Source organism: Endozoicomonas sp., assembly GCF_031844845.1.
In the GTDB taxonomy this organism is placed as follows: domain Bacteria; phylum Pseudomonadota; class Gammaproteobacteria; order Pseudomonadales; family Endozoicomonadaceae; genus Endozoicomonas.
Map to the genome: position 1 here is coordinate 1 of NZ_JAVRMB020000338.1, position 20972 is coordinate 20972.

Here is a 20972-nt window from a genome sequence, read left to right on the forward strand (position 1 = left end):
CTGATACCCGACTCAATCTTTTCAGAAGAACTGAAACGAAGTAATGCCCTGATGCAAAGTTCAATCACTGCACAAAAGGCATCACTGTCTACCGGGTAAAATCCACACAACCGTGGAATTACATCGTCTTTCAGGTGATAAGCACGCTCAAAATGGATCTTCCAATCATCATTCTGATCATAAAAAAGAAAAACCTAATGAGCAAAACCATCGGTGTCGAAGCATTCAGTGATTTGGTGGATAAGCTGTACGGGGGATTACAATGCAAAGTGCCCTGGAAGCTATTTCTGGAAACTCTGGAGCAGCAGATTGGCGCCAGCTTCTCCACACGCATTCTACGTCCCCCATCACAAGACACAGAAGGCCTGATTCTCAGCACTGGAGGTAAACATCATTATGAGGCGCTTATTCTCCTATAATGAGCATTTCTTTGCGTTGGATCCCTTCGTTGATCTGCCCAGCGGGCAAGTGGTAACACTCGATGAGTTCATCCCTGAAGATGAACGACACCAGTCCGAGTATTTTCAGCAGTTTCTGGCCCCGATTAATGTGCACCATATTTTAGGCACGGATATCTACACCCCCCGATGGTACCAGATGCAGCCTGAGAATCAGCCGCGGAGCTGAAGAACAAGCTTTCAGCAATAATGACAAGTGGCTGATTGAAACCCTGATTCCTCACCTGATACGGACCGTTCAGCTACATATGCAGCTGAACCGTATGGAAGCGGAACGCAATCTCTATGCCGGTGCAGTGGACCAGCTGGCGGTAGGCACCATTATTCTTGATGAAGAAGGCAAAGTCCTTGAAATTAATAAGGTGGCCAGGGAACTGGAAACTGAAGATGATGGACTGAGAGTCAGCAACCGGGCCCTTCAGATTGGTACTCAGCAGGATACTCGAAAATTCCGGGAACTTATCAAGGAAACATTGGCTCATCCGCGTAATAACACACCCTCCATCGTTCAGGCTATGCGGATTGCACGCCTGTCAGGAAAACGGGATCATCATTCGTTCCATTCCTTCCTCTCAATGGTCCGGTACTGGAAAGCGCCCGTAAATTGCTATATTTGTCAGCGATCCGGAAAGACAATCACAACCTGCCCAGGAAATTGTTAAAACTTTATTCGACCTGACTCCAGCGGAAACCCTGCTGGCTATGCACCGGACCAACGGCCTGACCCTGGATGAGGCATCGGAGACACTGTTTATAAGCCGTAATACAGCCCGGGTTCACCTTCGTTCAATATTTTCCAAAACTGGTGTCACCCGGCAAACCATGCTGGTTCGGCTGATTCTGAAAAGTGTTGCTCCTCTGGGGTAGCACTACATGAAAAATTCAATTCTTAGCCCTCAGTTCTGATAGTGTTTAACTGCAATAAAATTAATTTTCTATATTGCAGGCTATTCATATATGTCTACACTAAATGGCTCTAATTCCAATAAGAGCCTTTTATTTATATGAAAAGCTTACAAGCTGGCAATCATTTATGGACTGATCCGCGCCTAACTAAATACGAAAAGCTTACAAAAGCTCCTGAATCAATTGAAACTTCTCAAGTGGGTAGCAGTTCAAGAAAGGTAGATTCACATAAAGATATAGAGACCACGGTTTACAATAAAGCTTGCATCACCAAAAAAAAATGTATCCTCCTCACTCCAAGCCAAGTAAGAGCCATTCAGACAGAATCCAGACTGACCCCCCAATACCCTATATCAAGGGAGCATAAGGCTGGTGAAGCAGAATCTTTTGCCAAACACCCACTCCCTTTAACACCTTCAGTGGAAGCCACCCCCATAAACGAAAACAAATGCGTAGATACTCGTATAAAACCAGTTAGTTATGCAGAAAAGCTAAAAAAAGTCTCAACCAGAAAAAATCTTGATCCTGATATTGCACGAAGTAATGATCAGAAAAAAATAAAAGAACGTCTGTGCAATCATCAAAACATTATTAGAATACAAGCAGCATTACAATCCAACTGTTTGATTCCTCCTGAAGCCCCAAGGGCATTGGAAAAAGGATTTATTGAGCAAATTGCTCTTTATCATAAGAATTTAGAAATACAATTAGATAAAATCAAAGACCCCATTGAACGCTGTCTCAGAGTAACTGCTTGTATAGAACACCTGCATCATAAACTCGACTGTAAAAACAACAGCACTCACTTCAAGAAACTGAGGCTGAGTTTTGAAAGCATATACGAAGATACCTTACACCCCTGTATTACAGCAATTAGAACTCAGGCCAGCCCCGGGTATGCTAAAGAGTATTTTGAGGTACTCCAGCAGAGCATCATTTATTTTAATTATTATCCATACCATAGATCAGATGACAGTAATGAAATCAGACATGAAATACAGTTAACACTCACAGGCATCATAGAGTCAGAATTAGAATATCTACAATTCACTCTAAGTTTCCCCCAGAGAGGTGATAACCGATGGGCAATCAATCGTATCAAATGGACACTTGGAGAAGGGGGGCCAGCATGGAAATTTGAATTCATCGATAATATGAAAAGAAAAAAATATTTACAAAGAGTGGAATCTCTTGAAAAATCTCTTAGCCAAACTGACTCAGTTAATTATAATTTTGGCCACAAAGTGGATTTTCTGATCGCATCAGGTGATCTTAATCCTGCATCTGATATTCTAGCTGATCATCAAGGACGGGATCCATTTCAAGAACGGTTACTATGTCAAATTCTTAAATCTGAATTTGACAAGGTACTTCCCGAACACCATCCAGAGAAAAGTGTAGAGCAAGAACTAGCCTTATTAAGAGCTTTATATATATTTAGAAAGACATACCACCCATTCATTAGTAACAATCATCTCCTTCTTAAGGATACACAGAGCTTACTATCAGCAGTGACTGTCAGGATTTTAACTATTCATGAAGAAAAAATTAATAACCACAAGAAAAAACCTGAAATAGAAAAAATAATCAATGAGCTAGTACATAATAAGACTGTTTCAGATCAATGTATTTCACTATGGCGTAACTTCCGCAACGATATAGTCGACATAGAAGACTCACTCGCCGGGATGACCAGCCACGATGCATTTGAGTTATTTAAAAAAACATTAAAAAAACTTGAAGCACGATCAGCTTCAAATGATGACTTCCAATCAGCTGCCAGAGAAATCAAACGCTGGGCTATAAATGATAAAGCTTTACAAGCCATGGATAAAGGTGATGATCTCATAAAAATATTAAGAACATTAAAGCAAAAACTATACATCCATTACTTTCATAAAATATTCCAGGATGGAAAACCTCAAGCAAAATACACACCTTCAGATTATAACCGTATGTCAGAAAGAATGAATCAACACAGGGAAAACTGCATAAGAAATCAGGAGTTACTATACCTGTTAAAGGATGATCAACAGAGGAATAACTGGCGATTAAACGCCTGTAAGGCGTGGGGGAAAACCATTCGCAGTATCAGGAATAAAATTCATCATTCACAAGTTATCTGTGAGCGAGAGATAGATCAACTATTACAACTTAATAGCATTTCACCAAATGTAGAGTTCGGCTTAACCAGAGTTGACTTAAAAAAACTAACAATAGACATCTTCAAATCAGCAGTACAAGCGCCACACCTTGTTCAAGTAAGCCATGAAAAGCTTCAAGCTCTATCAAACTGGGTTCTTGCTATTCTTAACACCGGGAAACAAAATATTTCTGTTGTGATGGGGCGAGATAGTGAGATCAGGGAGAGTATCTCAACCTATAGAGCCCACCTTAGACAAAAAACTTTGAAAGAACCTCAACCTTTACCCTTCGTTCCTTCGACCCCGGAACCATTCAATTCCACTCAAATAACCAAAATCGAGCACAGCCCCCAAAAACAGGACTGTCAGGCAACAGTCCACTCCACTGAAATATCAACAGGCACAACTTCAGAAAGCCTTCCCTGTCCTTCTCAGAGGAAGCTAGAAATTAAAATCGTAGACAAACCCAATTCTCAAGATCAAAAAAATCTTAACTTGCATTTAGTGACGGAAATATTAATAGAAAAGGTAGGTAGTCCGGATGCAGTAATGCAGACTATCGATCTCAGAGCTGAAGAAATGGGAGTGACGAGAAAAAGTTTACAACTTCAGGCTGAGAACGCCCCAAGTATCTTCAAAAAACTTATGGGCTTAGATACCTCCTCTATCTTTAATGATATTTTATCCAAAAATAGACCTTTCAACTTTATTCAGTCCAGTATCACTGATGAAGATACAGAAATACCGCCAACTCAAAATACAGGCAGCAAACCTGTTCTATATGCCTGCCATGAAGAACAGCAAACTTCTAAGAAAGGGTCATTAAATAACGCCCCCATTTTGAACTCGGTCTCCGTTCATCCCGAGCGTCATTCGACTTCGCTCAGGATGAACGGGCGAAGGATGCCTGACACGATATACAGGTCTGAAGTTCATGCCCTCGAGTCTTCGGCAGGTTCAGAGTTCAGCACTCAGGACGAATGGGGTTTTGAATCTCGGAAAAACGGTCATCATTCACATCGGTTGATGGTGCAGTCTCCCCTGACAGCCAAGATACCAGATCATCAGCAGTGGATGAAGCCTCTCGAATATCCGTCAACAGCTCTGCATCACCGGAAATACGGAAGTTATTCAGGGACTACTCCCGGGGCCTTATCCCACAATCAAGATACCACCATTCAACCATCAACAATGACATATCAAATGACTGATAGCCTCACTCAAGCTATACAGTGCCCAAAGAGAAAACCAGAAGGTACCGGTATTGGATCTGCCCAGGTTATTGCTTTTCGTGAATCTCAAGATTTATTTTACTCTAGCAACCCAATAGTAACCGCCCCACCTATTACAGAACATTTTACCCATCCCCAGGTTGTTCAGCATGAAAGGACATACCATACATCTACAAACATATTCACAAGACCAACTTTGATAGCTCCACAAGAGCCAGAGACCTTAGAATTTTCAGGAATACCATTTAACACACCTACCTCATCAGACTATTTGTATGTACATAGAACATACGATGAGGCATTACTTGTATATCTACCATATTTCAACACCGATCAACCGGATGATCATTACTTACTGAAACAAAATCTTGGAAGAATTGATACTATCCTTCAAAACTTGCATCACCGGCTTCAGGGAGACATTCGCTATCGGCTGGTTGATAAAAATCAAATCAAACACATTGACTTGTGTATAGAGGCACTATCACCATGGTTTAAACAATTCTGCCATTTTGATCAAGAAATATATGAACACCTAAAAAATGCATTAAAAAAATTAACTCAACCTTCAGAAGATGGGAAAATAGACCAGATCATTACTTCTCTGATAAAGAATCAAATTAGACAAGGGAATATTTATGATGCTACACAGATTATCTGTCTCCAGCAGGGCTTGTATCACCTTAGAGAAGTTTTAGGTCTGTCAGTTAATTATTCTTCATATAACCAATGACCCCTGACTTTTCCGAACAAATCTGTCTACTATTACCAAACCGGCAATCATGTAGACAACAACTGATTCAAACAAGTACTGCCCATCTGGACTCACAGTTACAACTTAGTATTCATTTCAGAATAATTTTTATCTCCTTTTTGTATTGTTTAAAGTGCGCTGTTATATCCATAGATCTCTGTACAGAACTACACTAGGGGACTCTTATTCCAACAAGAAGAGTCTTACCTATGGAGCGTGGTACTTCCTTATCAGATTTACGTCATAACTCTGGATCAAGAGAGAGTTTGATAAAGACAGAGCAACCCGGCAACCCTGTCCCCTATGGACAACGGCAACTGAAGCAGACTGAACAAACTAAATACCTTATGGCTTCAGATGAGGTGGCAAATGACCCTGAAGTTCAGATACATTCAAGGGCAGCTAAAGCCACTGATAATATGCCACACTTTAGTTCAGGGTCATCTCAGCCAGAAAAGTTGGCTATACCATTACAACCAGTATCAGATAAACCAGACCAACAGCATCCAATCTCTTCCCATCCAGAACAAGAACCAAGAAAAGAGGTAGTATGCACTGAACAACCATCAGCCTCAGCAACAAAATATGCAGGAATGAAGAGCACCCAAACAGAAGGTGTGTTCAAAATCGATGTGAAACTTCTGATTGATCTATTAAAAAAAATCAAAACCAGAGATACATTATGTGGAGACGCTACCATATACTGCAAAGTTTTCTTGCATGACTGGCGCGGCGCCAGCTCATCCAATAGTTACGATATTGATTCTGACTGGCTACCCTACCTGGAAATAGATTTAAAAAACATCAACAAAAACGATGACCAATGGTTGAAAAATAATCCTGAAAAAATTGCATTAGCCATACAACAGCTATTGTTCACAGTTATCTTATTTCAAAGCCACTACTATTCTGAAGATAGTGAAAAAAGTCGTGATGCGCTTCAACAGCTCGAAGATAACGTCAGAGATATCATTAAGTACTTCTACTTACAGTTTGGTGAACAATGGCTGACCAACCTACTCAATAGCGACACATATACTAGAGAATCGGTAATAACTCATTCACCTGTTCGTCCGCAGGACTTTGACAAGGTAGGAGAAATCCTCAAATATCACTTAAAATCAGATGCAACCAAGTACCGACCAGAATTTCTCACTTCTCTTTTAATAGCTACTCCGACTGAAACTGGCATCCAAAATTCATTTAAAATCACCGAAGAAGAGATAACAGCAGTAAAAATAAGACATGCAGAAATCTCAGAGAAAAAAAGACTTGAAAAATCATTCACCACTCACCCGTTAAAAGAGTCCCTGGAATTGACTAAAGTAGTCAAAGGATTTTCCAACCTTAAAAACACCTGCTTTATTGCAGCCCCTCTGATAGGTTTTATTCAGTTTTATCTACCCTACTTATCCCCTCTCTTCCAGGTCAATGAAGGGGAAGAGCTTACAGAGGCTACCAACTTTGACCAGAGGATAACCCAATATGTATTATCAATTGGCGATCTCCTTCGTCAAGAAAAATTTTCTAGAATGAATGAAATATACAAAGAATTTATAGAGCTTTGTATTGATGGCGCAAAAAAAGGCTGGTTTGGAGGTTTTGAAAATTTTCAGAAACAGCTTGCTTCAAAATCTAAAAAGAAAGGGGAAGACGCTGCTTCAGTTAATCGTAAACCACCTCCAGAAACACCAAACCCTACCCGTACTGGTTATTTGCAGAACGTATTCAGTAATTTCAGGAGTGTTAGAAATGAGCCTTCCACAATTAACGAAAATACAACCATGATGGAACAAGAAATAAATCAGTTACCTCATAAACCAGAATCTATTACTGACAATAAAAACAACAGTCAAACCAATAGGAAACCAGTAGATTTTACGCCTAAAGACTTAGCAGAACAGGACAGTGTTGAGTTTTTATGTTCAATTTTACAAATAATATCCAGAACAACTTACTCTCCAGAGCTTTCATACTATGAAATGTTTGAAAAAACAGTCATCAGTGATGGACACGAACTAACTATCGTTAAATTCAATACAACAGGAACAGCCCCCGAACAAACCATGATTTACAAACTGCCAATTTCGAGCGAAATTTCCCTGAAAGATGGTTTTTCACTCCAAATGCTACTGGATGATGTCATGATATCCAAACCCCCGGTGGAGGAACAGGACACATCAGTCGAACCAGAAGATTTTAAATATACACGGGAGGGTCAATACATTGGTTCAGTCCCTCTTAAGAAAGATACAAAAGAAGAAGGTAAATCTACCTGGCAGATCACAGAGGAAAGAACCATTTTGGTTGCTCCCAAAGCTCCGGAATTAATCATTATACAACTCACACTCCCCGGCAATCTCCATGAAAGAGCGGCTATCGCAGAAAGACTGTTAAAGGACAGTAGCCAAATGGTTTCAATCACTTTCAGAAACGAGGATACCAGGGAAGATGAAATACAAAAATATGAAAAGGTATGTACTGTTTTTCATGCTGAGCACTCTCCCGAAACGAAGATGGCCCGGCATTTCAGAGCTTCAATCAAACATCCATACTGGGATTGGTTACTTTTTGATGACCTGAATGCTTATTCGATCCCTGAAGACACTGATGTAAATGTGGACTGTGGAGCACCTTCTATGTACATACTCAGAAAAGTGACAGACTCCCGCTAGACATTTAATAATCTAACTACCCCGAAGTACTAAATATATTTGGTGAGAAAGCTCAGCAGAGGTTAATCTCCATCCAACCATTAAAAAACTGATCCAGATCAACATACTCATCAGGCAATCGTCCACTTAGACGATGATGACCAGCGACTGCTCACCGGACAATCACTATATAAAGATTATGCGAGCTTTCTACCCGGTGGACGGTATATTTCACTTTCCAGTGACGGGAAGTTAGCCTCGCACATGGAAAATTGCCAGAGAATGCAGCCAGGAGAACAATAATATGAGCAAGTTGCACCTGATTGAGACCAACCCCATTCCTGATCGATATGCCAGAGGCTGGCACTGCCTGGGTAAAGCAGAAAACTACAAGGACGGCAAAGCCCACACCATCGAAGCGTTTGGTACCAGGTTGGTCGCATTTCAGGGTGAAGACGGCAATGTTCATATTCTGAATGCCTACTGTCCCCATATGGGTGCAGACATGAGCAAAGGCTGTATCGAAGGCAATTCCATTCGCTGTCCATTCCATGACTGGCGATGGAACTCGGAAGGTGTTTGTGATGACATCCCTTATGCCAAACGAATCCCACCCAGGGCACGAACCAAAGCCTGGCCCTCCTGTGAGCAAAATAGCCTGCTGTTTGTCTGGAATGACCCTGAAGGCAACCTTCCTATTGAAGAGCAGGCCATCCCTAAAATTGATGCCTGCTTTGATGACGAGTGGTTCGATTGGGAAATTGCAGAAATGCCTATTAACACCAACTGCCGGGAACTGGTTGATAACGTCGCGGACAAGGCACACTTTGGTCCAGTACACGGCTCCCCTATCAAACTGTTCTCCAACGTCTTTGAAGATCACGTTGCTGAACAAACCATGATCGGATGCAGCGAGCGTCTATCCGGAGATAGTGATCTGAAGACAGTGGCCACCTACTACGGTCCTTCTTATCAGATTACCGAGATGAGTGGTGAGATGAATGGTGTGCCTATTTACTCCATTCTTCTGAACTGCCATGTACCTGTCGATCAGAATAATTTCACTTTGCGCTATGGTGTTTTGATCAAGAAAGTCCCCGGGCTGACAGAAGAGCAGAATCGTGAAATAGCCCAGGCTTATATCAAACTGGCCCAGGAGGCCTTTTATGAAGACGTAGAGATCTGGGATAACAAAATCCGGATTGATAACCCCTTGCTGTGCGATGGTGACGGTCCAGTCTATCAACTCCGTAAGTGGTACGATCAGTTCTATACCGATATAGCTGACCTGAAGGATGAGCTGAAAGAGCGTAAAGTCTTTAAGACAGAATCCTCAGAGGCCGTATAAGACGCTTTGATTAACCACCAAAAAAAACACCTGCCGTATAATCATTCTTATTAAACTATCCGGCAGGTATTTTATTCATTTTAAAACCAGCCTGACGATAGCTGGCAAACAGTGATTGCACTTTTTGTTAGCCAGCAGATAAGCACAGGTTTACAGTCCTTTTCATTTTATCACGCTCTCAGCGCCTCCCGCGCTTCCATGATCACCGTACTTCTTCCATTCGTTGTTAAGGCCTGCGTATTCTGGAGGTGTTCACGCTCACCAGAATAGGTGTTCACGGTTGACCAGAATACGAACGGATTTTCATTCGTTGTTTAAGGATTTCTATATTTTTTTGAAAATCTATAGGGTCAGGCCTTAACTTTGATTCATCCATTGTTACTGCATGGTATACATCTACAGGTAAATGAATCACACCTCCTGCCAAACCAATAACGGCAAATGCAGCAGCTGCAACAACGCCAAGAGTGATCGCAGCAGGCATAGAAACTAATATTCCAGTTATTCTTCCAATAGCTGCGCCTACCTTATGAGCATTAGAGTCATGCCCGGCAACCATTTTGGCCAACTTCACTACACCACCAGCAACACCGCCGACGACAGAACCCACTAATGCCGGAATGGAAATAGCAAGCACCCCAGCAATAATACCGCCCAGCATGGCTGAATTAATCATTCGATTCTTAATTGCACGAAATGGATAGGCCACCCGCTTTTGCAGTGGGGTTTTTTCAAATTCATATATGCCATCAGCGTTTTTAACTATGTTCGGACCATTATACGGTTTCCAGCCTTTGCCTAAGGGTCTGCCAGTTTCTTGCTCACTCCCGGCTTGCGTTGATTTATGATCTGTTGAAACTGATCCAGCTCCTCCTATTACTGCTCCTATATTCATAACCCCTCTCCTTTCCGTTTATTATGATTTATGGGGTAAGCCCTGCATTGGACCTGTCCCTTCTCTGGAATTCAGAAGAAGATACTGCGGAAGTGATACCTTAAGCCATAACACACAGGTTAGAAGCACTAACAAGCTTGAAAACAACAAATTTAATCACACAAAAAAAGGCGGCGCTGAAAACAGCACCGCCTTTTTTCTCAGGAATCAAGAACTTAAGCCAGAGCAGCTTTAGCCTTTTCAACCAGTTGGCCAAAAATCGCCTTGTCATGAACGGCCAGATCGGCCAGAACCTTACGGTCGACTTCGATAACCGCTTTCTTCATGCCTGCGATGAAACGGCTGTAAGACAGACCATTCATACGAGCACCGGCATTAATACGGGCAATCCACAGAGCGCGGAACTGACGCTTACGCTGACGACGGTCGCGGTAAGCATACTGACCAGCTTTGGTAACTGCCTGCTTGGCTACGCGGAATACACGTGAACGTGCACCATAGTAACCTTTAGCCTGCTTCAGAATTTTCTTGTGACGACGGCGTGCAACGACGCCACGTTTTACACGTGCCATGAGTTATCTCCTAAAAAAATGATCAAAAAGCGAAATATCAGTCGCGCAGCATACGCTTAACGAGACCCAAATCAGCAGGAGATACCAGGGAGGTACCACGCAGCTGACGCTTACGCTTGGTGGTCATCTTGGTCAGGATGTGACTCTTGAAGGCACCTTTACGCTTGTAACCGGAAGCGGTTTTCTTAAAACGCTTCGCGGCTCCACTCTTGGTTTTCATCTTTGGCATGAAAAACACTCCGCATTCGCGACTACTGATCTGCGAAATCAGTGTCGGGATCATTAAAAGTAACACCTGCTGAAAGTAAAACCCTCAACAGGCACGAAGTAACTAAAATAACGGCCAGTAACCGGGCTTTCAAAGAGAACCGAGCACCCAACCCATTGGCCGTTGTTTAATTACTTCTTCTTTTTCGGGGCAATCACCATGATCAATTGACGGCCTTCCATTTTTGGAAACTGTTCCACGGTTCCGAGTTCTTCCAGGTCTTTTTCAACCCGCTTCATCAGATCCATGCCCAGCTCCTGGTGAGCCATCTCACGACCACGAAAACGAAGGGAAACCTTCGCCTTGTTGCCCTCAGTCAGGAAACGTATCAGGTTGCGCAGTTTTACCTGATAATCCCCTTCTTCAGTACCCGGGCGAAATTTAATTTCTTTCACCTGGATCAAAGTCTGTTTTTTCTTGGCCGCTGATTTTTGCTTTTTGCCTTCGTACTGGTGCTTACCGAAATCCAGAATCTTACAGACCGGCGGTTCACTGGTTGCATTAATTTCAACCAGATCCAGCCCCACTTCCTTGGCCATACTCAAAGCGTCAGCTATCTCTACAACCCCGACCTGTTCCCCGTCGGCCCCTATAAGGCGAACTTCTTTTGCACGGATGTTTTCATTAATCGGAGCCTTTACTGGGCGACGATCACGGAAGCTGTTGCGTCTGATGGTTGTATCTCCTGTGTAAGCAACCGGGTACGTAGCAGAGCTGATGATTTACAGATAGCTCCGCTACATCTTATCAAGCAGTGCGACCACGCTTGAGAACGTCAGATGCGAGACGTTCAGTAAACGCTTCAATAGGCATTACGCCCAGGTCTTCACCGGTGCGAGTTCGAACCGCAACGGTATTGTTTTCCATTTCCTTATCGCCGATCACCAGGAGATAAGGCACCTTCATTAAGGTGTGCTCGCGGATTTTAAAGCCGATCTTCTCATTTCTCAAGTCCGCTTTTACCCTGATACCCTGTTCAGACAGGTTTTTTTCCAGTTTTCTGGCATATTCCGCCTGTCTGTCGGTGATATTGAGGATGACAGCCTGGGTTGGAGCTAACCAAACCGGCATGGCACCCTCGTAATGTTCGATCAGAATACCGATAAAACGCTCAAAGGAGCCCAGGGTCGCGCGGTGCAACATGACCGGCGTCTTACGCTCCCCATGTTCATCCACATATTCCGCGCCCAACCGGCCCGGCATAGAAAAATCGACCTGAATAGTACCACATTGCCACACCCGGCCAATGCAGTCTTTCAGGGAAAACTCTATTTTAGGTCCGTAGAAAGCCCCTTCACCCGGTAATTCGTCCCATGGAAGTTCTTTTGCATCCAACGCTTCTGCCAATGCCTTTTCGGCTTTATCCCAGATTTCATCGGAACCTACACGCTTCTCAGGACGGGTTGAGAGCTTGTAAATCAGGTTATCCCGCGAAAAACCGAAATCATCATAAACATCATGGAGGAAGTCGATAAAATCGCACACTTCTCCCTGAATCTGATTTTCAGTGACAAAAATATGGGCATCGTCCTGCACAAAGCCACGAACCCGCATCAGACCATGGAGCGCACCGGAAGGTTCATTCCGGTGACAGGAACCAAACTCAGCCAGACGCAGTGGCAGGTCTCGGTAGCTCTTAAGCCCCTGGTTAAAGACCTGCACGTGACAAGGACAGTTCATGGGCTTAATGGCCATGTCTTTGTTTTCGGAACTGGTGGTGAACATGCCGTCAGCGTATTTATCCCAGTGACCGGATTTCTCCCAAAGGGAACGGTCCACCAGCTGCGGGGTTTTAATCTCCTGATAACCGGCCAGGCGCTGTTTGTTGCGCATGTAGCTTTCCAGTTCCTGGTAGATCGCCCAGCCATTGGGGTGCCAGAACACCATACCCGGGGCTTCTTCCTGCATATGGAACAGGTCAAGCTTTTTCGCCAGTTTACGATGGTCACGTTTTTCCGCTTCTTCCAAACGAAACAGATAGGCTTTCAGGGCTTTTTTATCATCCCAGGCGGTACCGTAGACACGGGTCAGCATTTCATTGCTGGAATCACCACGCCAGTAAGCACCGGCCACGCGCATCAGTTTGAACGCTTTCAGTTTGCCGGTAGAAGGTACGTGGGGGCCACGGCAAAGATCCATCCATTCACCCTGACGGTAAACAGAAATCGCCTCACTCTCTGGCAGGTCGTTGATAATCTCGACCTTGTACTCTTCTCCCATGGCTTTGAAGGCGCTGAGCGCTTCTTCCCGGCTCATCACTACGCGTTCAATGGCAAGATCCTGCTTTGCCAGCTCTTCCATGCGCTTTTCCATTCTGGACAGATCGTCCATATTGAAGGCGCGCTCGTAGGAGAAATCGTAAAAAAAGCCATTATCAATCACCGGACCAATGGTGACCTGGGCACCGGGAAACAGGTCCTGAGTCGCCATAGCCAGCAGGTGCGCGGTGGAGTGCCGGATGATACCCACACCCTCTTCATCACGGGAGGTGATAATGGATAAATCAACGTCTTCGGTAATTTTGGCACTGGCATCCACCAGTTGACCATTAATGCGACCGGCCAGCGTGGCCTTGGCCAAACCCGGACCGATATCCTGGGCAACTTCCATTACGGATACGGCATCAGCAAACTCGCGCTTACTGCCATCGGGAAGCGTAATAACAGGCATGAAGGATTCCTTACATTGCGTTCAATTTCAGTGGCAACCCGTACCGGAGGCTGCTTGTTCTGTGACTCTTGCCAGTCCATACGGAGGACTGAGAGCCGTTAACCAGTGGCAATCCATACCAGGGATTGCATGAATTTTCTCAACTTTCGTTTTTGAACTAAAGATCCGTAAAACAGAGGGAGAAAATCGCAGGTTTAACCTGCTCATGATCATAGTGATCTATCCACAATGTCAACAGCAATATAATGTATCTATGATCACTATATTATCCTGGAGATTCAGGCATAGTTATCCCAATAATGATTATGGGAAGCAAACCATTCCTTTTTGACCCTTACTAACTCAATATCATATTGATCAAAGCCCACATCAGCCTGAGCATCTTTTGCAATCATCCCCGGATGAAAAATGCTGACCACCTGATATTCAAACTCAACTTTTATTCGCCACTCAAGGGCTTCGGCATACACCATCAAATCACATTTCAAGTCTGAATAGTCGAAACCGTCAACCATGCTTGACCAGGTCTCAAATTCATCCAGACTGAACAATAACCTATTGTCATACCTTTTAAGCCATCGACTAACATCAAACCATTCGGGAACCTGCTTACCTGAGCGAATAACGCCCTTCTCAAGATGATTTTTGACGTATTTATTAAACCTTGTTTCAAGTTCATAGGGCTTTACTTCAGTTTCCAGCAGAGCTTTTGCTTTACTTGCCCGCTGAACCGCCTGCTTCTTCCTTTGCTTTCGCCTTGTTTTTTTACTTTTCCCTGTCACAGAGTCCATTGGTTCTGAAGAGGACACATCTTCTGCTCTCAGCTTTCCAGCACACCCTTTCTGCTTGAAAGAGTTACAGGATGCTTTCACAAAAGATTCAGGTAAAGCATGATCTGACACTATTGGCAAGTCATGCTTATTCAATTCATCAACATTGCTATTTTGAGGATTACACTCACCCCCACTGCCTTCAATATCAGCACCAGCAGTCATTATTGGTGCCTGCTCTAATTGACCAATAGTCTCATTTCTCTTATCAGCTGAAGACGTATTTATAACTGAGCCAACCTCAGGCCGATTCATTCCAGTTGTAGAAGAGCCCTGTGCTTCTTCGTCCAAAATCTGCTGCGCACGATAACAAACCTCCCAGGACGCCAACAACCTGAGAGATGAACACGCTTCTTCAATTTGCTCACCCCGAATGTTGAGAGTTTTATAAATATCCCCGAGACTCCGTGCCTTATCACTTTTATTCGATGCAATTTTACCTAAGCTTTTGAGTAGATACCCTCTACGCCTATAAAGGCTCTTCAGAGACTGACAGTGTTTAGCAACTTCTTCTCCCCTTTTGGTCAGCTCAGAAAGCCGATCGTGCAACTCCACCATTTTATCTGCGATATCATGTAATACCCCCTGCTCATCTGAGCAAGAGTTATTAAACTTGCTCACGACTGAATGCAGGCGATTTAAGTCCTCACACAGCACCCCTGACTCGCGGGTATATACCTGCATTGCTTCAAGAAAAAGAAAATCCAACCTGATATCCGGCAATTTATTCTTAACAATGCAATCATTAAACTGCTCTACTGTGGGCAAACAGCCCTCACTCAGTTCAATACTTTTATCAACTTTATCACGTAGCATATCTGCCAAAGCATATTGTGCCAGTGCAACATCAATCTTGCCCCCATCCGCCAACAATGCTTCCAGCTGTTTTTCTACATCATGAAATGGCACCCTGGATAAATAAAGATTAATGGCTGCACATATATCAGAATGAAGTGTGAACCCCTCTTTATTTTCATTCGCAACTTCTTCTGTAACATTGGCTACCGGCGCTTTCTCCCCAATCTCTTTGACATTATACCTTTTCCCCCTAACAGATTCTCGCTGACGCATAAGCCTAGCTTCCATATCCGTTTTTTTCCCACGCTCCTCCTCACCAATCAGAGCAATGATAGTGTCATTTCGTTTTTCTTCTTCGATCTCCAATTTTTTTATGCCACTTTTGATAGATAGGCTCATAACGTGAATAAGTCTAACTGCATGATAATGCATTTCATCTGGCAGTATTTTCTCACCAAACTTATCTACAGCATTAGCTGCTTCACAAATCCTTTGTAAAATTCCAATAAGATTTTCGCATGCAGAAACTCTCAGCCTATATTTTTCAAGATCTGTAGCATTATCTCGGAATAAAACATCACTCACGAAAGTGAGATAATAAATCAGTAAAAAAATATCGCCTTTCTCAACAGCCCCAAAAGGAAGTATTGTCATCATTCTCTGAGCATATAAACAGGCTTTATTACCATCCCCCAAAAGGCAGTGCCCAATTATCGTGTATAATAATCTTCGAGAATTTTTCTTTGAAAATTCCAGGCTATCAAATTGCTGAAGATCAATTTCATCAAGCCAGTGAATTAAAACCCTCTCACTTGATTCCAGCAGCCCTGGAAAGTCAACCACCATATCGTTCAAGCATGTAAATTTCAGGAGATCACAGACCTCTTTCATAATAAAAGAGCCACAGGAAAAAATTCGATCATACAAAAACCTAGAATACTCCAAATTATTTTTTGCAAGCTGCTCAGAGGCATACACTACTTGGTAGAGAATCCTTAACAGATCCAGATTCTCAACTATCCAGGTAGCGTAACAAACAGGAGCAAAGTCCGGCCTCATCAAAGCAGGTTGCGTATGAATAATGTCAGAGAAGGCAAAATTTGCATTCATCAGCTTACATTTAAAACCAATTAAGGCTCTTGATATATTCATGCCGTGCCAATATTTTCCCTCTAATAACTTCTTACAGCCAAACGCCTTCACATCCATAACCTCCTGCCTGAAGTCTGTTTCAAGTTGGTATTTTTTTAAAACACCTTGTAACTTGTCATCAGAAATACCACGAGCCCGGATTGACGGAAAACTTTCACTAAGCTTCCGCTCATACTCCCTGATTAAACCTTCAAGCTTTTGAAAATATGGTACAGCTTCTGGCGGATTCACATTATAACGAAGACCAATGCATGTAATGGCTACATCCTTATATAACTGCTCACCTTCCTTTTGCATTCTTATTATTTCTTCGTGTAAATAATCCAATGCATCGGCATCTCTGCTCATACTTTCTTCATTCTGTAGTTTTTTGCTACCGGGAACTAATACCTCAGGTTCAAATTGTGATCTGACACGCCTATTAACAACAGCTTCTGTCACCGATTCAGCAGGGCGCGATTCTCCTGAAATAAGACTTATATTTCCAGCAATACCCTCTTCCGGCGGTGTAGGGATAGAAACCGATCTGCGTCCCGAAGCATATTTAGGTTTGTTTTTATCAAGATCTGGCTCTGTTCGATGCTGACTGGCCGTAGCTGAGAATGAAACTTCTTTCTGAGAAGGAAGAGATGACTTACCAACCAAACTTTCCATTTCTTATTCCTTTACCGTCTGCAAAACCCCCATGAGAGACAAGGATTTATACAACACCATTAGCATTTAATTATAAAAACACACCCATACTTACCAGCACTTTGATTTTAATAAGCAGCAAATTGTTCCCCAATCAATCTAAAATTATTTTTCTGTCAAAAAAAACATCCCTCATCAGCACCGATTACCACTCATATCATTATGATATTAAAGATAAATTCATGACTGACTAATACTAAAATCTTAAAATTGAAAGTGCTTAAAATTGAAAGGTTCTGATTATCGGGAGTATTAACAACTCTACAATTGCCAGTGCCAGCACCGGAGAGTGGATAAACACCATTGAACTGACCGGAGTGGACTGGCTCCCGGGCAACCGTTCAGAAGATACCCTTAAACATCAGATTAAGTCAGGGTATCTAGTCACCGGCTTTGCCCTTTAAGCCCATTTAGCGTACGATTTTTTCCTTTCTATGGCGTGGCCCCTTTGTGGGGGTGGATGTACAAATAGAATTTCATTGAACCTCCCAGGTAGTGGCTAGACTGTTTTGGTTGCCGGATTCAGGGCAACACCAATGGCTCTACTATAGAGGAGATTTGTTATGGCTAAAGGCAGTAGCGGTTCAAAAGGTGGAGGCGGCAAGCCTGCTTCTTCACATCCCGGTCCTGGCGGTAACTGGCCAAGCAGTACGGGGAATCAATCCGGTGGAGGGCGCGGGAACGCGCCCTCGTCTGGAGGTTCTGGCAAGAGTTCTGGAGGCAAAAAATAACTGGCGATAGTATTTGATATGGTGATGCCTGGCATCACCATTACTTCTTATAGCCTCGTTCCCACGCAGAGTGTTGGAGCGTCTGGCGTCCCGCACGAACTACGTATCTTCACCGAAAGCATCACGAGCCTTATTGTAGGTGATGGAGCTCTTAATCAGTATTCCCGCGCCAATAGCAAGGGACAAGAAATACATGATTGCAAATACAACCACTGACCCGAATATTAACCCTACAATTCCGGATACGATAAGCCCTAGAAACCCCGAGATAATTAATAGCTGAAAGAAACTGGCAAAAATATAAAGCCCTAAACTTTGTTTTATGCGGCTAACTTCTCCATTATTTCTCTTAATGGCAACGATGAGTGAATCTGACAGCGAGAAGGAAACAGATTCACCATCATCCAGAGCATTTTTCAGTGCTGTTCCAATGTAGTTATCGTAGAGTAGGTTTTGATGGCGCTTGCCATCAACTTTTATATATTCAACCTTTGTCCTGCTTCCATTAGTTACCGTGCCTGCAGAAATTTCTTCTATACGTCCTTCAATAAGCATTTTTTTCCTTTTCCTTTTTTTTATATTTATGCGAGCATTTATGTACGACTACTTATCTCTAATTATTATCCGAAAATATTATCTGGATTTCAACAGTAGTCAATATATCTCATAGCCACGTTCCCACGCTCTGCGTGGGAATGCCCGGGTTTTAGTTACTTCTTCTCTTTCAACTTCGCATTCACCAACAACATCGACTTATTCTCCTGCCGCAACGCCCCACACTCCTGCACCAGCTCCCGGATCCGCGCCTTGCCCGCTTCCCGCTCAGCCGTCAGGTTAGCGATCTGCTGAACCTCTTCCTGCTTCTTCTCCCGCAATACGGCCAGTTCAGACTCCTGCTGCCCAATCTTGATATTCCGGTCCTCCACCCTGGCTTCCAACCCGGCTGGCCGTGGTTTTTAATGCCAGCACTTCCCCTTTCTGCTGCTCAAGCAAAAGCACGGGACAATCCGCCCAGAGTCATTGGGAGACAAGGGATTGTCAGCTTAGCGTACGATTTTTTCCTTTCTATGGCGTGACCCCTACATCCTAAACTCCGCAGCAGAATCCCTTGAACCTGTAAAAAACCTTGCAGAATTAGGCATTATTTTGAATTATCAATCACACCCATATGGTGAGCAGGTAAATCGACCTGTTAGTTAAAGGGATGCAGAGTTTTTTTTGATTTCCAACTGCGAATTTAGGTTTATTGGAGGTTCTGATGGAAAACGAGCTTTTTCAGGTATTTGGAGTGGATTACGACAATCCGGAACATTGGACTGAAACTCAGGTTAAAGCCGGTCTTGAGGCAGGAGATATTTACGACTGCCCCAGCTGTAATAACAACTACCCGGACCTGAAAGTGTATTACAAGCGTGAAGCCTTGAGCGAAATTGACGAGCGCTTTTGCGTTTATTGCGTTGAGCGAGCCGAGGAAATGGAATCCCAATAGCGGTGATGATCGGCCAACACCGGATGCAGCGTCCGGCTAGAGCAATCGATAGAAAAATTGATAGCCTAATCTCTGCTTAAATAAAAAATGAGTAAATGAAGGTTTTATCATTTACTCATTCATTACCTTCACGCCTTCTTTTTCTCCTTCGCCTTGATCTTCCGCACCTTGCAGAAGTCATAGAGCGTCGTCGCCGGGCAACCAATCACTTTGGCAATAGCCGCCTTGCTCACCCCCAGGTTGACGTACTCTTGAATTTTCGCTCTGTGCTCATCGAGCTTCAGTTTTTCAGCCTTGCCTTTTGGCCTGCCTAACTGCACTCCGGCTGCCTTGCGTGCGGCCAGCGCTTCTTTGGTCCGGCTGCTGATGAACTCCCGCTCGATCTCGGCAGCCATACCCAGCACGGTGGCGGTGATTCGGCTTTGCAGGGAGTTATCAAAGATCATGCTGTTTTTGGCGATGTGCAGGTTGATCTTGCTTTCGGTGCAGTGCTGCAGGATTTCCAGCACTTGCAGGGTGGAGCGGGCGAGGCGGGAGACTTCGGAGACAATTAGGGTGTCGCCTTCGCTGGCGTTTTCCAGTATTTGGCCCAGCGCCCGCTCACGCCAGGGCTTTTTGCCGGTGACGTTGTCTTCAATGAATTTCAGCGGCGATAAGCCCCGCTGGTTGGCGTATTCCAGCACGCCGTGTCTCTGGTTTTGTACGTCCTGGAGGTCGGTGGATACCCGGAGGTAGACGTAGGTCGTCATTGTTGGCCGCTCCAGTCTACTGTCGCGGTTTTGCAGCCCAGCTCATTCAGCACTTTGACCGCGCTGTCGATGCTGGCGAACTGCCGGATGTTTTCACGGCGGGCGGTCAATGGCACGACATCGCCGCCGACCCGATGAAGCTGCACGACCCATTTACCCGCCACTAATGGCGCTGCTGTGATCACTGCCCCGGTGATATTGCCGGTTTCAACCAGCAGCTTTGCTTTGTCCGTATTCATGCCTTAAAACCCTTGTCACGATTTTGGTTAACAATATACCATCCTTTGGTTACCAAAATTATATTTTTTTGCGATCAGCCTCGGCGCATACTATGTCGGTATTGCATACCAAAACTATAGAAATTGACAAGAAATAAGGATGGCGCAAGCTTCGCTTTTTTATGGGACGAGCCAAGCCTCGCAATGCTGTCCGCCTGGCGGCGGATGGTTTTTCCCCAAGGACAGCTCAGAATTGAAATTCTGAAACTGAACTTGAGAAACCGGCGGCAGCAGGTTGAGAGGTATTATGCGTATCGGTTTTGGCTGACGGTTGGAATTCGTCCGATACTCCCAGCGTTCCTCTCCCGGTGTAGTGCCTGGCTGGGTAGTGATCCGATGCTCTGGTTCACT

Annotated in this window: 19 protein-coding genes; 9 read left to right on the top strand and 10 right to left on the bottom strand. The window is 43.9% G+C overall.

Annotated features, from left to right (window positions below; translation table 11 throughout):
* Positions 1 to 197: 197 nt before the first annotated feature.
* The 6 genes from RM811_RS18750 to RM811_RS18775 all read left to right on the top strand — a co-directional run bounded on the left by RM811_RS18750 (position 198) and on the right by RM811_RS18775 (position 9496).
* A complete protein-coding gene (locus RM811_RS18750) occupies positions 198 to 419 on the top strand; it encodes a hypothetical protein (protein ID WP_402527336.1) in 222 nt (73 codons plus the stop codon).
* 302 nt (positions 420 to 721) lie between these two features.
* On the top strand, positions 722 to 1120 hold the full coding sequence (locus tag RM811_RS18755; protein WP_402527337.1) for a hypothetical protein: 399 nt from the start codon (positions 722 to 724) through the stop codon (positions 1118 to 1120).
* Between the two features lie 40 nt (positions 1121 to 1160).
* On the top strand, positions 1161 to 1325 hold the full coding sequence (locus RM811_RS18760) for a helix-turn-helix transcriptional regulator (protein ID WP_402527338.1): 165 nt from the start codon (positions 1161 to 1163) through the stop codon (positions 1323 to 1325).
* 137 nt (positions 1326 to 1462) lie between these two features.
* The gene (locus tag RM811_RS18765; protein ID WP_402527339.1) at positions 1463 to 5473 is read left to right on the top strand and encodes a hypothetical protein; all 4011 of its coding nucleotides are present in this window, start codon (positions 1463 to 1465) and stop codon (positions 5471 to 5473) included.
* A 230-nt stretch (positions 5474 to 5703) separates the two neighbouring features.
* Positions 5704 to 8169 carry a hypothetical protein gene (locus RM811_RS18770; RefSeq protein WP_402527340.1) on the top strand — a complete coding sequence of 822 codons (2466 nt, stop codon included), beginning with the start codon at positions 5704 to 5706 and terminating at the stop codon, positions 8167 to 8169.
* Between the two features lie 283 nt (positions 8170 to 8452).
* The gene (locus RM811_RS18775; protein WP_402527341.1) at positions 8453 to 9496 is read left to right on the top strand and encodes a Rieske 2Fe-2S domain-containing protein; all 1044 of its coding nucleotides are present in this window, start codon (positions 8453 to 8455) and stop codon (positions 9494 to 9496) included.
* A 274-nt stretch (positions 9497 to 9770) separates the two neighbouring features.
* On the opposite strand, the gene RM811_RS18780 is transcribed toward RM811_RS18775, so the two are convergent.
* The 6 genes from RM811_RS18780 to RM811_RS18805 all read right to left on the bottom strand — a co-directional run bounded on the left by RM811_RS18780 (position 9771) and on the right by RM811_RS18805 (position 17335).
* Positions 9771 to 10391, bottom strand: a complete 621-nt coding sequence (locus RM811_RS18780; RefSeq protein ID WP_402527343.1) for a hypothetical protein — start codon at positions 10389 to 10391, stop codon at positions 9771 to 9773.
* 215 nt (positions 10392 to 10606) lie between these two features.
* Entirely contained in the window at positions 10607 to 10963 is a 357-nt protein-coding gene (gene rplT / locus RM811_RS18785) for a 50S ribosomal protein L20 (protein ID WP_402527344.1), read from the bottom strand.
* A gap of 37 nt (positions 10964 to 11000) precedes the next feature.
* Positions 11001 to 11192 (bottom strand): 50S ribosomal protein L35, encoded by a 192-nt coding sequence (rpmI, locus tag RM811_RS18790; protein ID WP_402527345.1) that lies wholly within the window; start codon positions 11190 to 11192, stop codon positions 11001 to 11003.
* A gap of 170 nt (positions 11193 to 11362) precedes the next feature.
* Positions 11363 to 11905 carry a translation initiation factor IF-3 gene (gene infC / locus RM811_RS18795; RefSeq protein ID WP_402527356.1) on the bottom strand — a complete coding sequence of 181 codons (543 nt, stop codon included), beginning with the start codon at positions 11903 to 11905 and terminating at the stop codon, positions 11363 to 11365.
* Positions 11906 to 11978: 73 nt separating this feature from the next.
* On the bottom strand, positions 11979 to 13901 hold the full coding sequence (thrS, locus tag RM811_RS18800) for a threonine--tRNA ligase (RefSeq protein WP_402527346.1): 1923 nt from the start codon (positions 13899 to 13901) through the stop codon (positions 11979 to 11981).
* A 278-nt stretch (positions 13902 to 14179) separates the two neighbouring features.
* Positions 14180 to 17335, bottom strand: coding sequence for a hypothetical protein (locus RM811_RS18805; protein WP_402527347.1), 3156 nt, complete (start codon positions 17333 to 17335; stop codon positions 14180 to 14182).
* Between the two features lie 534 nt (positions 17336 to 17869).
* Between RM811_RS18805 and RM811_RS18810 the strand changes: the two genes are divergently transcribed.
* Positions 17870 to 18115 carry a hypothetical protein gene (locus RM811_RS18810; RefSeq protein ID WP_402527348.1) on the top strand — a complete coding sequence of 82 codons (246 nt, stop codon included), beginning with the start codon at positions 17870 to 17872 and terminating at the stop codon, positions 18113 to 18115.
* A gap of 89 nt (positions 18116 to 18204) precedes the next feature.
* Here the strand turns inward: RM811_RS18810 and RM811_RS18815 are convergent, their stop codons facing one another.
* Positions 18205 to 18660: a hypothetical protein gene (locus RM811_RS18815; protein WP_402527349.1), complete on the bottom strand. Its 456-nt coding sequence runs from the start codon at positions 18658 to 18660 to the stop codon at positions 18205 to 18207.
* Positions 18661 to 18815: 155 nt separating this feature from the next.
* On the bottom strand, positions 18816 to 19031 hold the full coding sequence (locus tag RM811_RS18820; protein WP_402527350.1) for a hypothetical protein: 216 nt from the start codon (positions 19029 to 19031) through the stop codon (positions 18816 to 18818).
* Positions 19032 to 19363: 332 nt separating this feature from the next.
* Between RM811_RS18820 and RM811_RS18825 the strand changes: the two genes are divergently transcribed.
* Positions 19364 to 19594 (top strand): hypothetical protein, encoded by a 231-nt coding sequence (locus RM811_RS18825; protein WP_402527351.1) that lies wholly within the window; start codon positions 19364 to 19366, stop codon positions 19592 to 19594.
* A 128-nt stretch (positions 19595 to 19722) separates the two neighbouring features.
* Here RM811_RS18825 and RM811_RS18830 read toward each other — a convergent pair whose 3' ends face one another.
* Both RM811_RS18830 and RM811_RS18835 read right to left on the bottom strand, forming a co-directional pair.
* Positions 19723 to 20343 (bottom strand): recombinase family protein, encoded by a 621-nt coding sequence (locus RM811_RS18830; protein ID WP_402527352.1) that lies wholly within the window; start codon positions 20341 to 20343, stop codon positions 19723 to 19725.
* On the bottom strand, positions 20340 to 20582 hold the full coding sequence (locus tag RM811_RS18835) for a hypothetical protein (RefSeq protein ID WP_402527354.1): 243 nt from the start codon (positions 20580 to 20582) through the stop codon (positions 20340 to 20342). The genes RM811_RS18830 and RM811_RS18835 overlap by 4 nt, the downstream gene beginning before the upstream one ends.
* A gap of 204 nt (positions 20583 to 20786) precedes the next feature.
* Here RM811_RS18835 and RM811_RS18840 point away from each other — a divergent pair.
* On the top strand, positions 20787 to 20972 hold a 186-nt coding region (locus RM811_RS18840; RefSeq protein ID WP_402527355.1), incomplete at its 3' end, for a hypothetical protein.

Bases quoted from the DNA above. Each gene is read 5' to 3' on its own strand.
- RM811_RS18750 (WP_402527336.1), top strand. From the start codon at position 198: ATGAGCAAAACCATCGGTGTCGAAGCATTCAGTGATTTGGTGGATAAG.
- RM811_RS18755 (WP_402527337.1), top strand. From the start codon at position 722: ATGGAAGCGGAACGCAATCTCTATGCCGGTGCAGTGGACCAGCTGGCG.
- RM811_RS18760 (WP_402527338.1), top strand. From the start codon at position 1,161: ATGCACCGGACCAACGGCCTGACCCTGGATGAGGCATCGGAGACACTG.
- RM811_RS18765 (WP_402527339.1), top strand. From the start codon at position 1,463: ATGAAAAGCTTACAAGCTGGCAATCATTTATGGACTGATCCGCGCCTA.
- RM811_RS18770 (WP_402527340.1), top strand. From the start codon at position 5,704: ATGGAGCGTGGTACTTCCTTATCAGATTTACGTCATAACTCTGGATCA.
- RM811_RS18775 (WP_402527341.1), top strand. From the start codon at position 8,453: ATGAGCAAGTTGCACCTGATTGAGACCAACCCCATTCCTGATCGATAT.
- RM811_RS18780 (WP_402527343.1), bottom strand. From the start codon at position 10,391: ATGAATATAGGAGCAGTAATAGGAGGAGCTGGATCAGTTTCAACAGAT.
- rplT (WP_402527344.1), bottom strand. From the start codon at position 10,963: ATGGCACGTGTAAAACGTGGCGTCGTTGCACGCCGTCGTCACAAGAAA.
- rpmI (WP_402527345.1), bottom strand. From the start codon at position 11,192: ATGCCAAAGATGAAAACCAAGAGTGGAGCCGCGAAGCGTTTTAAGAAA.
- thrS (WP_402527346.1), bottom strand. From the start codon at position 13,901: ATGCCTGTTATTACGCTTCCCGATGGCAGTAAGCGCGAGTTTGCTGAT.
- RM811_RS18805 (WP_402527347.1), bottom strand. From the start codon at position 17,335: ATGGAAAGTTTGGTTGGTAAGTCATCTCTTCCTTCTCAGAAAGAAGTT.
- RM811_RS18815 (WP_402527349.1), bottom strand. From the start codon at position 18,660: ATGCTTATTGAAGGACGTATAGAAGAAATTTCTGCAGGCACGGTAACT.
- RM811_RS18825 (WP_402527351.1), top strand. From the start codon at position 19,364: ATGGAAAACGAGCTTTTTCAGGTATTTGGAGTGGATTACGACAATCCG.
- RM811_RS18830 (WP_402527352.1), bottom strand. From the start codon at position 20,343: ATGACGACCTACGTCTACCTCCGGGTATCCACCGACCTCCAGGACGTA.
- RM811_RS18835 (WP_402527354.1), bottom strand. From the start codon at position 20,582: ATGAATACGGACAAAGCAAAGCTGCTGGTTGAAACCGGCAATATCACC.